This is a genomic window from Cupriavidus sp. F041 (assembly GCF_057814235.1).
In genome coordinates, this window is record NZ_JBVASY010000001.1 from 706,216 (window position 1) to 721,849 (window position 15,634).

General features: G+C 66.2%; 16 protein-coding genes. 7 read left to right on the top strand and 9 right to left on the bottom strand.

What is annotated here, in order from left to right:
- Nucleotides 1–9: 9 nt before the first annotated feature.
- The 3 genes from sufB to ACZY0R_RS03240 all read right to left on the bottom strand — a co-directional run bounded on the left by sufB (nt 10) and on the right by ACZY0R_RS03240 (nt 2,481).
- Nucleotides 10–1,458: a Fe-S cluster assembly protein SufB gene (sufB, locus tag ACZY0R_RS03230; RefSeq protein ID WP_488857097.1), complete on the bottom strand. Its 1,449-nt coding sequence runs from the start codon at nt 1,456–1,458 to the stop codon at nt 10–12.
- Nucleotides 1,459–1,492: 34 nt separating this feature from the next.
- The gene (locus ACZY0R_RS03235; protein ID WP_488859486.1) at nt 1,493–1,963 is read right to left on the bottom strand and encodes an SUF system Fe-S cluster assembly regulator; all 471 of its coding nucleotides are present in this window, start codon (nt 1,961–1,963) and stop codon (nt 1,493–1,495) included.
- Between the two features lie 353 nt (nt 1,964–2,316).
- Nucleotides 2,317–2,481, bottom strand: coding sequence for an FmdB family zinc ribbon protein (locus tag ACZY0R_RS03240; RefSeq protein WP_045243030.1), 165 nt, complete (start codon nt 2,479–2,481; stop codon nt 2,317–2,319).
- 213 nt (nt 2,482–2,694) lie between these two features.
- On the opposite strand from ACZY0R_RS03240, the gene ACZY0R_RS03245 reads away from it, so the two are divergent.
- The 7 genes from ACZY0R_RS03245 to ACZY0R_RS03275 all read left to right on the top strand — a co-directional run bounded on the left by ACZY0R_RS03245 (nt 2,695) and on the right by ACZY0R_RS03275 (nt 6,631).
- Entirely contained in the window at nt 2,695–3,135 is a 441-nt protein-coding gene (locus ACZY0R_RS03245) for a hypothetical protein (RefSeq protein WP_488857098.1), read from the top strand.
- 232 nt (nt 3,136–3,367) lie between these two features.
- Nucleotides 3,368–3,559 (top strand): hypothetical protein, encoded by a 192-nt coding sequence (locus tag ACZY0R_RS03250; RefSeq protein WP_488857099.1) that lies wholly within the window; start codon nt 3,368–3,370, stop codon nt 3,557–3,559.
- Nucleotides 3,560–3,595: 36 nt separating this feature from the next.
- Nucleotides 3,596–3,943 (top strand): MTH938/NDUFAF3 family protein, encoded by a 348-nt coding sequence (locus ACZY0R_RS03255; protein WP_488857100.1) that lies wholly within the window; start codon nt 3,596–3,598, stop codon nt 3,941–3,943.
- 162 nt (nt 3,944–4,105) lie between these two features.
- Nucleotides 4,106–4,354 carry a hypothetical protein gene (locus ACZY0R_RS03260; protein ID WP_488857101.1) on the top strand — a complete coding sequence of 83 codons (249 nt, stop codon included), beginning with the start codon at nt 4,106–4,108 and terminating at the stop codon, nt 4,352–4,354.
- 142 nt (nt 4,355–4,496) lie between these two features.
- Complete coding sequence (locus ACZY0R_RS03265; protein WP_488857102.1) at nt 4,497–4,862, top strand: hypothetical protein; 366 nt, start codon at nt 4,497–4,499, stop codon at nt 4,860–4,862.
- 125 nt (nt 4,863–4,987) lie between these two features.
- Nucleotides 4,988–6,178 carry an enoyl-ACP reductase FabV gene (gene fabV / locus ACZY0R_RS03270; RefSeq protein WP_488857103.1) on the top strand — a complete coding sequence of 397 codons (1,191 nt, stop codon included), beginning with the start codon at nt 4,988–4,990 and terminating at the stop codon, nt 6,176–6,178.
- Between the two features lie 63 nt (nt 6,179–6,241).
- Entirely contained in the window at nt 6,242–6,631 is a 390-nt protein-coding gene (locus ACZY0R_RS03275; RefSeq protein WP_488857104.1) for a VOC family protein, read from the top strand.
- A gap of 11 nt (nt 6,632–6,642) precedes the next feature.
- On the opposite strand, the gene ACZY0R_RS03280 is transcribed toward ACZY0R_RS03275, so the two are convergent.
- The 6 genes from ACZY0R_RS03280 to ACZY0R_RS03305 all read right to left on the bottom strand — a co-directional run bounded on the left by ACZY0R_RS03280 (nt 6,643) and on the right by ACZY0R_RS03305 (nt 15,591).
- Complete coding sequence (locus ACZY0R_RS03280; RefSeq protein WP_488857106.1) at nt 6,643–7,647, bottom strand: tripartite tricarboxylate transporter substrate binding protein; 1,005 nt, start codon at nt 7,645–7,647, stop codon at nt 6,643–6,645.
- Between the two features lie 71 nt (nt 7,648–7,718).
- Nucleotides 7,719–9,521 (bottom strand): acyclic terpene utilization AtuA family protein, encoded by a 1,803-nt coding sequence (locus ACZY0R_RS03285; RefSeq protein ID WP_488857107.1) that lies wholly within the window; start codon nt 9,519–9,521, stop codon nt 7,719–7,721.
- Entirely contained in the window at nt 9,518–11,533 is a 2,016-nt protein-coding gene (locus ACZY0R_RS03290) for an acetyl/propionyl/methylcrotonyl-CoA carboxylase subunit alpha (protein WP_488857108.1), read from the bottom strand. Before ACZY0R_RS03290 ends, ACZY0R_RS03285 begins: the two co-directional genes overlap by 4 nt.
- A 60-nt stretch (nt 11,534–11,593) precedes the next feature.
- Nucleotides 11,594–12,460 carry an enoyl-CoA hydratase/isomerase family protein gene (locus tag ACZY0R_RS03295; RefSeq protein ID WP_488859487.1) on the bottom strand — a complete coding sequence of 289 codons (867 nt, stop codon included), beginning with the start codon at nt 12,458–12,460 and terminating at the stop codon, nt 11,594–11,596.
- A gap of 50 nt (nt 12,461–12,510) precedes the next feature.
- Nucleotides 12,511–13,671, bottom strand: coding sequence for an acyl-CoA dehydrogenase family protein (locus tag ACZY0R_RS03300; protein ID WP_488857109.1), 1,161 nt, complete (start codon nt 13,669–13,671; stop codon nt 12,511–12,513).
- A gap of 300 nt (nt 13,672–13,971) precedes the next feature.
- Entirely contained in the window at nt 13,972–15,591 is a 1,620-nt protein-coding gene (locus ACZY0R_RS03305; RefSeq protein WP_488857110.1) for an acyl-CoA carboxylase subunit beta, read from the bottom strand.
- Nucleotides 15,592–15,634: the final 43 nt, after the last annotated feature.

Genomic DNA, 15,634 nt, shown 5'->3' on the forward strand with positions numbered 1-15,634 from the left:
CGCGCTCCCCTAGCCGATGCTTCCCTCCAGGCTGACGCCCAGCAGCTTCTGCGCCTCCACCGCGAACTCCATCGGCAACTCCTTGAACACTTCCTTGCAAAAGCCGTTCACGATCATCGATACCGCGTCTTCCGGGCCGATACCGCGGCTTTGGCAATAGAACAGCTGATCCTCGCCGATGCGCGAGGTGGAGGCCTCGTGTTCGACGCGGGCCGTGGCATTCTTCACCTCGATATAGGGAAAGGTGTGTGCCGCGCATTTGTCGCCCAGCAACAGCGAGTCGCACTGCGAGTAGTTGCGCGCGCCGCTGGCGCCCTTTGCCATCTTCACCAGCCCACGGTATGCGTTCTGGCCGTGGCCAGCCGAGATGCCCTTGGACAGAATCGTGCTCCGGGTATTCCTGCCGAGGTGGGTCATCTTGGTGCCGGTGTCGGCCTGCTGGTAGTGGTTGGTCAGTGCCACGGAATAGAACTCCCCAACCGAATCGTCGCCCTGCAAGATCACGCTCGGATACTTCCAGGTAATGGCCGATCCGGTCTCGACCTGGGTCCACGATATCTTCGAGCGGGCGCCGCGGCAGTCGCCGCGCTTGGTCACGAAATTATAGATGCCGCCCTTGCCTTCCTTGTCGCCCGGATACCAGTTCTGCACCGTCGCGTACCGGATCTGCGCATCTTCCAGCGCGATCAGTTCCACCACCGCGGCATGCAGCTGGTTTTCGTCGCGCATCGGCGCGGTGCAGCCTTCCAGATAGCTGACGTAGGCGCCCTCGTCGGCGATGATCAGGGTGCGCTCGAACTGTCCGGTCTTCTGGGCATTGATGCGAAAGTAAGTGGACAACTCCATCGGGCAGCGGACTCCGGGGGGGATATAGCAGAACGACCCGTCGCTGAACACAGCCGAGTTGAGCGTGGCGAAGTAGTTGTCGGTGTAGGGTACGACCGTGCCGAGGTACTGCTGCACCAGCCCGGGGTGCTCCCGCACCGCCTCCGAGAACGAACAGAAAATGATGCCCAGTTCGCCCAGTTTCGCCTTGAAGGTGGTGGCTACCGAGACGCTGTCGAATACCGCATCCACGGCGACCCCCGCGAGCAACTCGCGCTCCCGCAGGGGCACTCCCAGCTTCTCGTAGGTGCGCAGCAACTCGGGATCGACCTCATCCAGCGTCTTGGGCCCGGTCTTCTGGGAGTGCGGCGCGGAATAGTAGGCGATAGCCTGGTAGTCGATGGGCGGGTGCCTGACGGTCGCCCAATGCGGCTCGGACACTGTCAGCCAGTGACGATAGGCCTTGAGACGCCACGCCAGCATGAATTCCGGCTCGTCTTTCATGGCAGAGATCATGCGGATCACGTCCTCGTTCAGCCCGCACGGCACCGTGTCCGTTGCCACGGACGTGTAGAAGCCGTGCTGATAGCCTTGGCTGATCAGTTCGTCGAGCTTGTGCGCCGGGGTTGCCATGTTCTGCCTTCGATTGCCTTGAGTCCCTCGAATGTCACTCGAGGGCCGGCTTACGGCCTGCCGCCTTCCAGGCGTGCAGTGTGCCGATATCCACTGGATGCGACATCGGTTGCGTCATATCCGCCAGCGTGACGCCATCCAGGGCATGAAAGATCGCCAGGCTGATTCGCTGCCAGTTCGCGCGAATGCGACACGTTCGCTCCTGGGCGCACAAGCCGGCTGCAATGCTGCATTCGGTCATGCCGGCAGGACCTTCCATGGCGTCGATCACCTGCGCGATCGAGATCTCCTGCGGCGGCCGAGCCAGCAGATAGCCGCCCTTGGCGCCGCGCAACGAATGCAGCAGGTGTTGCCGCGCGAGCATCTTCAGGATTTTGCTCGCCGTCGGTGCCGACACGCCGATCTCGGCCGCAACATCGGCGGCACTGCAGATCCGGTCGGGATCCCGCGCCATGTGCGTCATGATTACCGTGCCGTAGTCGGTCAGCTTGCTTAGCCTGAGCATCGTCCCCACCAGTACGTGCCATCTGGAACCAGTTTAGTCCTCTTTGCTCCGATGCGCAGCGCACCTTGCCAATGCGGCTGTAGTTCCCATCTCAATGGTGCGCGCGAGTCACTCTCGATCCGAAATTGGCTGGAAGGCAGGCCTGCGCCCGGCGCCGCCGCGTTGCAAGCAGCGCAATCGGGCAGGCCGCTTCAAGTAGACGAGGAAGTCGCCGGTCTCCTTTGCACCGCTGGTGCGAAGCGACTCGTGACGACGAGGCGGCTTCGGAGAAGCAAATCACGCACCGGGCCAAGCTCCGCTTTAGCGTCCCTTACCGCCCCCCTTCTTCGCTCGCCATCGAAGGCCGGCAGGCTTCAACTCTTCCTGGCCGTCTTCGCAACAAACGGCGTTGGCACATGCTGGACCGTTTCGCTGCCGCATTTGGGGCAAGGCGGATGGGCCGTTGCATGTTCCGCGAGATGTTCCGCGTGGTCGAAAACCTGACCGCACTTCTCACAACGGTACGAATAGGTGGGCATGACGCGCCTCCATCCTGCATGGTGCAGGGACTCGCTGCATCTGGTCTGCCTGTGACTTCCGGCACTCCGGCATTTCATTCTAGGACACCATCGCGGGCAATCAGGCCTTTCGTTTCGCATGACCAGTACCGCATCAGGCACCTGCGCTTCACGTCGCGCCCCTTGCGCGCTTTGCGTGCTTATTATGGAAACAAGCGCATGCCTGCATCAGGCATGACCACCATCGTCGCTCAGGAGTTGACCATGAACAAGCCGCACAAGGCGGATTCTGGCAAGACGCGGCGAACCGGACCGCCGGATCGGCTACACACGGATCGCACCATTCCCAGCATCCTCGATCCCACTGAACTGGATGACACGTGGGAGAACCTCGACGAGGCCGTCGACATCTTCGCTGAAGAAGCGCAAGAACCGATCGACTTCCGCCATGGGCACGAACCGGACGACGATGACACGCCGGATGAAAGCATGAACGAGATTACGCGCGCCGCCGAGAGCATTCCCGCGGACACACCCGCGGACCGGGCAGACCGGAGCGCGGAACGGGAGGAGCACCCCCCTATGCCGCCCAGCATCGATGACGTGTTGGACAAGGACCTGGTACCCGATCCGGCCGACGATGTGCCGCGCGCCGTGACGCCGCGCAAGCGCTAGGAGACCCGATCGCAGCCGCCGCCAACACGTTGCCCAAGGGCGCGCGGCCTGATGCGCGCCGTCGGTCGTGCCTCCTATACTCAAAGCGTGGACAGGGAGAGCCATGGCCCTTGGCAATGCCCTGTGCGACTCCGGCACAGGGCTTGAAGGGCAATCGCGGTGCCATGCAGGACGAGAGCGCGGCACCTAGGCGGAATGGAACCGCTTCGCTGCCAGCCAATAAGGACGCACCATGAGCAATCGTCGGTATGTGGTCATCATCGACCAACCCAAGGACATCTCCGACGAGCAGATGGCGGAGTACATCAAGCTGGCCATCGGCGCCTGGGGCGCGGGATTACCGCCACCGCCCCAGGACAGCCCCTTCTTCGACCTGGACGTGATTTCTGTCACGGCCAGCAAGCCGCACAGAGACGCGCCATGAGCCACTGACGCCGCCCGCGTCCCAGCGGAGGTACGTATGCGCTTTGAAGCATTTTCCTTTGGCTCCATCTGTATCGATGGAGAGACTTACCAGCATGATGTGGTCATCGATCAGGGAAAGGTGCGCAAACGCAAGAAAAGGGCATCCCGGCAATTCCGCGAGGCCTTTGGGCACACGCCGCTGTCGGCCATGGAAGACATACCCTGGAACTGCAGCCGCCTGGTTATCGGCACCGGTACCGGTGCCTTGCCGGTCATGGAGGAGGTGAAGCGCGAGGCCAGGCGCCGCCACGTCGAACTGGTCATTCTGCCGACCGCGGAAGCCATCGCAAAGCTAGCGGAGCATCCCCGCGACGCCAATGCGATCCTGCACCTCACCTGCTAGCCGTAGACGGAATGAATGCCCCCCGGCAGACCGCGGACGGGCGGGCATGTACCCCGATGCCGATGCTGCCGTCTTCCATGGGGTAAGGCACCTCGCCGCCACAGCGTTGAAGCTTGTGCTATCTTGGAAAAGTCGAGCGTTCAGTATTGGGGAGGACGCAAAATGTCAGTGATTTCACCGGACGAGAAAGCGGATTTCGTTGCCATCCTGCAGCGCCACCGGCTTGACGAAGCCGATTTCCTGCTGCAGGAAGGCGGCACGACCGACGTTGTGGACGAGGTCTACCCGCTCCAGGGCCAGATCAGCATCGTGCGCAGATCGACGCTCAAGGAGAGGGAATACCGGATCGGACATGGCACGGCTTGGACCGTCGAATTCGAGAAAGACCTGACACGGGGTACGTTCGGGTGAAACGGCGTTGAATCCCTGGCGCATCGCGCCACCAAGCAGCCGGTCTTGCGCGTGCCGGACGACGCTGAATATCGACGCGCCATCGGAACGGGTACATGCTTTCAACCGGCAAAGTATGCGTAACCCAGAAGCGGAGCAAGCGATGACCTCAGACGGATTCGCATCGTTCAAGGCACATTTGACCATGTTGTTGCGCGACCTGCCGATGGGAACCACGGCGGACCTGACCGAGGTGGCCGTTGCATACTGGGACGGCACGCGTATCGTCGGCAGCTACCTGCGCGACGGCGGGCGGCTGGACGAGCCGTTCGAATTCGACGAAAACGCCTGGGAGAACTGGCACGACGAGTTCGTCGGCTGGCTCGCCACGCCGACCTTCACGGAACGCGATGAGCTGAGGACTTGCCTGCTGGGCGCAGCCGCGGAGGACGCCGGCGATCCTGCCGGGCGGAACACGAGCAACGCCTCTCAAAGCTGGCTTCAGGTTGCGTACCGGCAGCAACATTAGGAGACCCGCGCCCACCGCCCCCGCCACCTCGCCGGGCTGGCGGCCTCGTCCTTTGCCTCCTCATTTACAATGCGCGGAGTTTTCGCCTTCTAAATCAGGCTCGGCATCTAACAAGCGAGGTCTTCATGATCATCAAACCGCGCGTGCGTGGCTTTATCTGCGTTACCACCCACCCCACAGGCTGCGAAGCCAACGTCAGGGAACAGATCGACTACGTCACGGCAAAAGGCCCCATCGCCGGCGGCCCGAAGAAAGTGCTGGTGATCGGCGCGTCGACCGGATACGGTCTCGCAGCCCGGATCACTGCCGCATTCGGTTCCGGCGCCAATACGCTCGGTGTCTTCTTCGAACGTCCCGGCACCGACAGCAAGCCGGGCACGGCCGGCTGGTACAACACCGCGGCTTTCCATCGGTTTGCCGCTGACAAGGGCCTGTACGCGAAGGGCATCAATGGCGATGCTTTCTCCGACGAGATCAAGCAGAAGACGATCGATACCATCAAGCGCGATCTCGACCAGGTCGACCTGGTGGTCTACAGCCTCGCCTCGCCGAAACGGACGCATCCGAAGACCGGCGAAGTGTTCAATTCGACGCTGAAACCGGTTGGCAAAGCGGTCAGCCTGCGCGGCCTCGACACCGACAAGGAAGTGGTCAGGGAGACCACCCTGGAGCCCGCGACACAAAGCGAGATCGACAACACCGTGGCCGTGATGGGCGGCGAAGACTGGCAGATGTGGATCGACGCGCTACAGGCCGCGGGCGTGCTGGCCGACGGCGTGAAGACGACCGCCTTCACCTACCTGGGCGAGAAGATCACGCACGACATCTACTGGAACGGTTCCATCGGCGCCGCCAAGAAGGACCTGGACCAGAAGGTGCTTGGCCTGCGCGACAAGCTGGCCGCCAAGGGTGGCGACGCGCGCGTCTCGGTGCTGAAGGCCGTGGTCACGCAGGCAAGTTCCGCCATCCCCATGATGCCGCTGTACCTGTCGCTGCTGTTCAAGGTCATGAAGGAACAGGGCACGCATGAAGGCTGCATCGAGCAGGTCTACGGGCTCTACAAGGACAGCCTGTACGGCGATGCGCCGTGCCTTGACCAGGAAGGCCGCCTGCGCGCCGACTACAAGGAACTCGACGCGGAGGTTCAGTCCCGCGTCCAGCAACTCTGGCCCCAGGTCACCAGCGACAACATCTACGCGCTGACGGACTTCACCGGCTACAAAAAGGAATTCCTGCGCCTGTTCGGATTTGAGATGGACGGAGTGGATTACGAGGCCGACGTGAATCCCGACGTGCCGATGCCTGGCCTGGTCTGAGTCCTGAGGCCTGAGAGCTGAATCACCCGGGGAGCGCAACGCTCCTGCAACAAGGAGCGACGCATGACGATTGTCGGGATGAACCACTTCACGGTACTGACCGCCGCGCTGGAAGACACCGTCCGGTTCTACACCGAGGTGCTTGGCTTCAAAACCGGCGCCCGCCCGCCGTTTGCCTTCCCCGGGGCCTGGCTCTATGCCGCCGGCGCGCCCATCATTCATCTCGTCGCGGTCGATGCACTGCCGGCACCGGCCGCGGGCGTGCTGGATCACATGGCCTTCAGCGCCACGGACCTCCGGCACGTCACCAGCCACCTGCGGCGCCGGGGCATTCCGTTCCACCTCGGTCGGCAAGCGGGCTCCAGCGTCTGGCAGTTGTTCCTGCACGATCCCAACGGCGCGAAGATCGAACTGGATTTCGACCCGCTGGAACCGCAGCCTCCGGAGATGTGATCCGGATCTGGTTACTCCACCTTGATCCCGCCCTTCCTGACCACGCCGGCCCATCTCACCGCTTCATCCTTGATGAATGCCTGGAACTGGTCCGGTGTCCCGCCAACCGGATCGATCCCATATTCGATCAGCCGCGCCTTGACGTCCGGCCGGTGCAACACCGCATCCATTTCGCCCGACAGCTTGTCCAGCACTGCCTTTGGCGTCTTTGCCGGCGCCAGCAGCCCGATCCAGCTGCTGGCCGTGACCGCCGGATAGCCCGCCTCCGCCATCGTTGGCACATCGGGCGCAGCCGGCCAGCGCGAGGGACTGGTAATCGCCAGGGCCTTGAGCTTTCCCGCTTTCACCTGCGGCATCATGGTCTGCACGGAATCGAAGATCATCGCCACCTGCCCGGAGAACAGATCGGGCAACGCCGGCGACACGCCCTTGTAGGGCACATGGGTCATCCTCATGCCGACGGCCTGCGAGAACAGCTCGCCGGCCAGGTGCGCGCCGGAGCCGTTGCCACTGGAGGCAAAGGTCATCTTGTCCGGATGGGCCTTGCCCCAGCTCACCAGTTCCTTCACGCTGCCGGGCGGCAGCTGCGCGCTTGAGACCAGCAACAGCGGGATGCGGCCGATCTGGCTGACGCCGGTCAGGTCCCTGACGGGGTCGAAGCTCATCTTGGGATAGAGGCTGGGATTGATGGCATGGGCGGCCACCACCACCAGCAGCGAGTAACCATCGGGCGCGGACTTGGCCACGTTGTCGGAGCCGATCATGCCGTTGGCGCCGGGGCGGTTTTCCACCACCACGGGCTGGCCCAGGCGTTCGGCCAGCTTCTGCATGACAAGGCGCGTCACCGCGTCGGACACGCCACCCGGCGTGTAGGGCACCACTACGCGCAATGGCTTGGACGGGTAAGGCGCATCGGCGCGCGCCGCGCCGGCTATGCCGCATGCCAGTGCCGCGGCCATCAGGCACGCTGTTAGCCGCAGGCCGCGGGACCGGATCGTTATCGTGGTTCTTCTCATGTCTCCTCCGTCAGGATGGCATCGGCGCGCCTGGGTCTGGCGGCCGACGTTATGCAATGGCAAGCCGGCGTCTACGCCCAGCCTTGCGGCACGGCCAGCGGGAAATCGAGCAGCATCTGCGCGTAGCTCTTGCCCAGCGGATCGGAGCGCAGGCTGGCCACGCCTCCGCCGCCCAGGGCGCGATGCAGCAGGAAGTTGAGGGCGTGCAGGCCCGGCACCTCGAAGCATTCGACTTCGCCTTCAACCAGGTGAGCGAAATACGCGCGCACCGCGGCCGGCGTCAGTTGCTCCCGCAGCAGCGGCAGATAAGCCGGCTGGCGCGCGATCACTCCGATGTTCTCGTCGTCGCCTTTGTCGCCGCTGCGTGCATAGGCCAGCGCGACGAGGGGAACGGTTACGCGTGGCCCTTCGGGCACCGCAAGTTCCGGCCGGGGCGCCAGCGATGCCGGCACCGACGGTCCGCCGACGTGGGCGGCGCAGGCAAGCGTCTCCGCCCGGCCATCCAGTGCGATCCGCATTGGCACTTCCGCCTTGGGCACCAGAAAGGAGAACACCTTGACAACCGGCTGGATATCCACGCGGCCGGCGAAGGACGAGCGGGTGCCGGCGGCCATCGAGGTCCCCGCCGACGAGCATTCGCGTTGCAGGAAACGCAGCGCCTGGGCCTGCGCATGGCGCGCGCCGATGCGCAGCACCACTTCGCGGGTCGGCAGCGCGCGCGCATGCGGCCCATATTGCGATTCGCTGCCGAGCAGTTCCACCACGGTATCGCTGTAGTCCGCGAAGCCGCTGGCAGCCAGCATGGCGCGGGTGCGGGCAAGCAGCGCGTCTGCCGTGCGGTGGGCCTTGGCGGGTGCGTCGATGCCGCGGATCGCCATCATCAGGCTGATCTGGTAGCCGTCCTGCCAGGTGCCGTTGGCCTTGTAGCTGGCGCCGGGCGCACGGCCGCGCGCGCCGTGCACGCGCACCTGGCCGGGAGCCAGCAGTTCGGCGCGCACCATGCGGAAGTCGCAAACAACGTCGGGCATCAGGTAGTTGCCGGGGTCGCCCACCTCATACAAGACCTGCTCCGCCACGGCGGCGGGATCGACCAGGCCGCCCGTGTGTTCGGGCTTGGTCAGCACAAAGCTGCCGTCCTCCGCGCAGTCGATCACCGGGTAGCCGATGCGGTCCCAGTCCGGCACACGCTGCCAGTCGGTGAACAGCCCGCCGGTGGCCTGCGCCCCGCACTCGATCACATGGCCGGCCAGCGTGCCGGCGGCGAGCCGGTCCCAGTCGTTCCATTGCCAGCCGAACTCGTGGGCCAGCGCACCGACCACCACGGCGCTGTCAACGCAGCGGCCGGTGATGACGATATCGGCGCCCATCGCCAGCGCGCGGGCAATGCCCTGCGCGCCGGTATAGGCGTTGGCCGACATCAGCTCGGCCGGCGGCGCGGCGCCGGTGTACAGGTCGGTAAGTCCCGCTGCGCGCCAGCCCTCGAAGGCAGGCAGCACATCATCACCGCTGACCACCGCGACCCTGGGCGTGAGCCCTTGCCGCGCGGCGGCTTCCATCAAGGCATCGCGGCAAGCCTGCGGGTTGAGGCCGCCGGCATTGGCGATCACGCGGATGCCGCGCGCCAGGATCTGGCCGAGGTGCGGCGCCATCGCCGCATGGACGAAATCGGTCGCATAGCCCAGTGCAGCATCCCTGGCGCGGGCACGCGCCAGGATCGACATGGTGGTTTCGGCCAGGTAGTCGTAGACCAGGTATTGCAGGCCGGGGACCTCCAGCAATTGCGGCGTGGCGATGGCCGAATCGCCCCAGAAGCCGGAGGCGCCGCCGATGCGGACGGTGCGCGCCGGGTTCGATGTTGCGGGAGCGGCGCTCATGTCCTGGACTCCGTTGCGTTGCCCTCGGGCTCCGCTTCGACGCGCGCCAGCAAGGCACCGGCCCGAGCCTGGCCGCCTTCGCGGGCGTGCAGTTCCGCCACCACGCCGTCAAATGGCGCGACGATGGCGTGCTCCATCTTCATCGCCTCCAGCACCACCAGCACCTGGCCGGCCCGCACCGGCTCGCCGGCCACCGTCTTCACCGCCACGATGCGTGCGGCCAGCGGCGCCAGCAACTCGCCGGCGCTTTCGGCGCTGGCCGCCTCGCGCGTCTTCCGGCGCGGGTCCAGGCGCGCGAAGCGCCATGCGCGGCCGGCGCTGAACAGGTGCACGGCGTCGCCTTCGGTGGCGAATACCAGCGGCAGCGCGGCACCGTTGCACTCGACCAGCGCACTGCCCTGCTCCGCATCGGCGCGCAGCACGCGCGCCCGGACGATCTCCGCGGCCGTGCCGCCGCTTTCGCACACGGCTGCCTCCCAGCCGTCGGCCACGGCGCGCAGATCCACGCGCCATTGGCGCTCCCCGGCGCGCAGGCCAAGGCTGCTGCCGTGCGCCACCAGTTCCGGGCGTGCCGTTGCCACCAGCAAGCCGGAGGCGGCCAGCGCCGCGCAGGCCACCTGCGTCACGGCGGGCTGCGCCGCGCGCAGCGCGGACTGCATATGCGCGTCGACAAAGCCGGTATGCACCTGGCTGGCGGCGAAGGCTTCGTGCGCCAGGCAGTCGGCCAGGAAGCCCTGGTTGCTGGCCACGCCCAGCAGCACGGTCTGCTCCACCGCGCGCAGCAGCTTGCGGCGTGCTTCTTCGCGGGTGGCGCCGTGGGCGACCAGCTTGGCCACCATCGAATCGTAGTGAACGGGGATCTCGCCGCCTTCCTGCAGCGCGTGGTCGACCCGCACATCGTGCCCGGCGCCCGGCGCGCGCCAGCGCAGCACCGGCCCGCCCTGCGGCAGGAACCCTGCGGCCACGTCCTCGGCGGTCAGCCTGACCTCGATGGCGTGGCCGCTTAGCGCCACCTGGTCCTGCGTGACCGGCAACGGCTCGCCGGCGGCCACGCGCAACTGCCATTCGACCAGGTCGAAACCGGTGATGGCTTCGGTCACCGCATGCTCCACCTGCAGGCGGGTGTTCATTTCCATGAAGTAGAAATTGCCGTCGCCGTCGAGCAGGAACTCCATGGTGCCGGCGCCGGCGTAGCCGATGGCCTGGGCGGCGCGCACTGCCGCTTCGCCCATGCGGGCGCGCAGCGCCGGCGATACCGCTGGCGACGGCGCCTCCTCAACCACCTTCTGGTGGCGCCGCTGCACCGAGCAGTCGCGCTCGCCAAGGTGGATCACATGGCCCTGCGTATCCGCGAAGACCTGGATCTCCACGTGGCGCGGCGCGATCACCGCGCGCTCCAGGATCAGTTGCGCGGAGCCGAAGGCGGCGCTGGCCTCGGAGCGCGCGCTGGCCAGCGCGCCGGGCAAGGCATGCGCCTCATGCACCAGGCGCATGCCGCGCCCGCCGCCGCCGGCCGCAGCCTTGACCATCAGCGGAAAACCGATCTGCGCCGCGGCGCGCAGCAGCGCAGCGTCGTCCTGCGCCTCGCCCTGGTAGCCAGGGATGCAGGGCATGTCCGCATCAAGCATCAGGCGCTTGGCCTCCGCCTTGTTGCCCATGGCGCGGATCGCCTCTGCCGGCGGGCCGACGAAGACCAGCCCGGCCTGCGTCACCGCTTCGGCAAATTCGGCATTCTCGGCCAGGAAGCCGTATCCGGGGTGCACCGCATCGGCGCCGCTGCTGCGCGCCGCTTCGACGATGGCGCCGATGTTCAGGTAGGACGCGCGCGGCGCGGCGTCGCCGATGCGCACCGCGCGGTCGGCGAAGGCCACGTGCGGGCTATGGCGGTCGGCCTCGGAATAGACCGCCACGGTGGCAAGGCCGAGGCGGCGCGCCGTGCGCATGATGCGCACGGCGATCTCGCCGCGGTTGGCGACGAGCAAGGTGTGGAAGGGTCGGCTGGTAGCGGGCATGGTACGTCTCGGGATGCGGAGTGTCGAAGTGGGCCGTTGCTGTGCGGGTTGCCCGTGTAATCAATCTTGCGTGGCCTGCGCGGCGCGTACGTCGGCGGCATCGAAGCGCTCCACCCAGGTGGCGTCGCGCTTGCCGCGAAAGGCCTGGATGCCTTCGGTGCCTTCGCTGCGCATGCATTGCGCGAACAGGTGCGCGGCCTCGTCCAACTGCTTGCCCTGCCCCACCTGTCCGGTGCGCGCCACCAGCGTCTTGAAAGCGCGGTTGGCCTGCGGGCCGCAACGGCAGATGCGCGTCAGCCATTCGGCGAGCAGCGCATCCAGCGTGGCGCCGTCCCCGGCAAGCTGATCCACCAGTCCCAGTGCCACCGCCGTGTCGCCGCTCACGCGCTCGCCGGACAAACCGAGGCGCCGCGTGGCAGCCGCCCCGATGCGCGCCACCACGAAGGGCGCGATCTGCGCGGCAATGATGCCCAGCGAGGTCTCGGACAAGGCGAAGCGCGCGTCGGGCGTGGCCAGCACGATATCGGCCGCGCAGCTCAGGCCCATGCCGCCGCCCATGGCCGCGCCCTCCACCGCCACCACCACCGGCACGGGCAGCGCGGCCAGCCGCTGCATGAAGTAGCCGAACTCACGATTGCGGCTGGCCACGGGATCGTCCGGCGCAGCGCCGGCATCCAGCCGCGCCTGGAAATTGCCGACGTTGCCGCCCGCGCAGAAAAAGCCGCCGGCGCCTCGCAACACCAGCGCCCGCAGCGCGGTGTCGGACTCGGCGCGCGCCACGGCGCGCGCCAGCGCGGCTACCACCTCTGGCGCGAGTGCATTGCGCGTGGATGGCACATTGAGGGTGGCGAACAGCACGCCCCGGACCTCGCGCACGATCACGGCGCTGGCGTCATTGGCGGTTTCGGAATTGACGGCGTTGGTCATGGCTTGGGAGTAGCGGATACATTGCGTGAAGAAGGAAACGGCCGGCAAGCTCAGTGCTTTGCCATCAGCCCCATCTGCTTGGCGATTACCGTGAGCATCACCTCGTCGGCACCGCCGCCGATGGAGCCCAGGCGGAAATCGCGATAGGCGCGCGAGGCATGGTTGTCCCACGTGTAGCCCATGCCACCCTGGAACTGCATGCACCAGTCGGCCACCTCGCGCGAGAGGCGGCCGGCCTTGAGCTTGGCCATCGAGGCCAGCTCCACCACGTCGCCGCCGTCGATATAGGTCTTGGTTGCCATGTAGACCAGCGCGCGCAGGGCTTCCATCTCGGTCTTGAGTTCGGCCAGCTTGAACTGGATGAACTGGTTGTCGAGCAGAGGCTTGCCGAAGGCGATGCGCTGGCGCAGGTAGTCGGCGGTTTCCTCGATCAGCGCATTGCAGGCGAGGCGGCGCGCCGCGCCGTTCAGGCGCTCTTCCTGGAACTGCTTCATCTGGTAGATGAAGCCCATGCCCTCCTCGCCAATGCGGTTGCGCGCCGGCACCCGCACTTCGTCGAAGAAGATCTGCGCGGTGTCGGAGCACCACATGCCGAACTTCTTGATCTTTTGCACTTCCACGCCAGGCGTGCGCTTGCCGCCCTGCCTGAGCGGCACGATGATCAGCGACTTGTTCTTGTGCACCGGACCGTCGGAGGTATTGCACAGCAGGCAGATCCAGTCGGCCTGGGTGCCGTTGGTGATCCACATCTTGGAGCCGCTGATGACGTAGTCGTCGCCATCGCGCCGGGCACGCGTCTTGAGCGAGGCCACGTCGGAGCCGGCGCCGGCCTCGGATACGCCGATTGCCGCCACCGCCTCGCCGGCGATGGCCGGTGCCAGGAACTCGCGCTTGAGTTCGTCGGAGCCGAAGGCGGTCAGGGCCGGGGTGGCCATGTCGGTCTGCACGCCTACGGCCATGCCGACGCCTTGTGCATGGACGTAGCCGAGGGCTTCGGCTGCGGCCACTGCATAGGAGAAATCCAGGCCGAGGCCGCCGTATTCGACCGGCTTGGTGATGCCGAGGAAGCCTAGTTCGCCCATCTTCTTGAACAGCGTGTGCGCGGGGAAGATTTCGGCGGCTTCCCATTCGTCGACATGGGGATTGATCTCGGCCGCTACGAAGCGGCGGATGCTGGCCATGATGTTGTGGTGGTCTTCGGTGTAGAGCATTTGGGTGTCTCCTTGTTCTTGGTGGTGCTGCCTGGGGGGCTACGAAGTCAAAGGCTTAATGGCTTTAATGGCTTGAAACCTAAAAGTCAAAGGCGGTTTCACCCCCCCCCTGCGGGGGGCGACCTACTTTCTTGTCTTGCCAAGAAAGTAGGCAAAGAAGGCGCGCCGGATGGGGCGACACCCCCTCGGGATCCGGCGAAAAGAGCGGAAAAGAGGGACCCCATACGGCCTGGTACACCTTCACGGCTCGCTTCGCATCGCTTGGGGGGCCCACACGGGGGGCGTTGGCTATTACGGGGTTCAGAACCTGGCCACGCCAAATTGCATTGCCCGCGGCGTGCGCGCCTCCGCCTCGCGTGCGGTGGCCAGTACGAAAGCCAGCACGGCGCGGGTGTCGCGCGGGTCGATTACGCCGTCGTCCAGCAGCAGGCCGCTGGTGATGAAGGCGCTGGCCTGGCGCTCGAAGTTGGCTACGATCTCGCCGCTCTGCCGTGCCAGCCGTTCCTCGTCCACCGCTACGCCTTTGCGCTCGGCTTGCTGGCGCTCCACGATTTCCAGCGTCATGGCGGCTTGCTCACCGCCCATCACGGCGGTGCGGGCATTGGGCCAGGAAAAGCAGAAGCGCGGGCGGAAGCCACGGCCGCACATGCCGAAATTGCCTGCGCCGAAGGAGGCTCCGCAATAGATGGTGATCTGCGGCACGGTGGAGTTCGACAGCGCCTGGATCATCTTGGCGCCGTGCTTGATCATGCCGGCCTCTTCCGAGGTGCGGCCGACAATAAAGCCGGTGGTGTTCTGCAGGAACACGATGGGCGTGCCGCTCTGGTTGCATGCCTGGATAAACTGTGCGGCTTTGGTCGCGCCGGCCGGATCGATCGGGCCGTTGTTGCTGATGAAGCCCACCGCGTGCCCTTCGATGCGGCCGCGGCCGCACACCGTGGCCGGTCCGAAATCCGGCTTGAACGGCAGCCAGGCGGAATCGTCGACGATGCGGCCGATGATCTCCAGCATATTCACAGGCTTCTTCACGTCCAGCGTCATCACGCCATCCAGTTCGCCCGCATCCAGGCGCGGCGGCTGGACAGGCTGGGGCGGGCGCGGCACCACGGCCGGCCAGTCCAGGCTGGCCACCACATCGCGCGCCAGGGCGATGGCGTGCTCGTCGTCCTCGCCCACGAACTCCGCCAGGCCGCTGACGGTAGCGTGCAGGTCGGCGCCGCCCAGTTCCTCGTCTGTGGCGATCTCGCCGGTGGCAGCCTTTAGCAGCGGCGGCCCGGCCAGGAAGGCGCGGGCACGGCCGCGTACCATCACCACGTAATCGGACAGGCCGGGCATGTAGGCGCCGCCAGCGGTAGACGAGCCGTGCACCACGGTGATCACCGGCAGCCCGGCGGCGGACAACCGCGCCAGGTTGTAGAAGATGCCGCCGCCGCGCACGAACTTGTCGACGCGGTACTTGCGCAGGTTGGCCCCGGCGGACTCGACCAGGTGGACAAAGGGCAGGTGATTCTCCAGGGCGATTTCCTGGCAGCGCATCAGCTTGAGGTTGCCGCCTTCGGTCATGGCGCCGGCGTCGATGCCGGAGTCGGTCGCCACCACCATCGCCCGCACGCCGCGGATAAAGCCGATGCCGGCCACCAGCGAGCCACCGGGGATGGAGGTGTCGTGGTTGGGATCGTCCATGCCGTAGCCCGCCAGGTTGGCGATCGGCAGGAAGGCGGAAGCGGGATCCAGCAGCCGGGCCAGGCGCTCGCGCGGCAGCAGCGCGCCGCGCTTGGCGAAGGCGGGGCGGGAACGTTCAGAGGCGGCGGCGGCGCGCTGCTCCAGCGCGTGCAAGCACTCGATCAGGGCTCGCATGCCGGTGCGCTGGCTGGCAAAGGCGGGACTGGCGGAATCGATCCGGGACTCGATGGGAAGCATGGCACTCGGCAAGGGACAAGGAATGCATCGATTGCAATCCAGG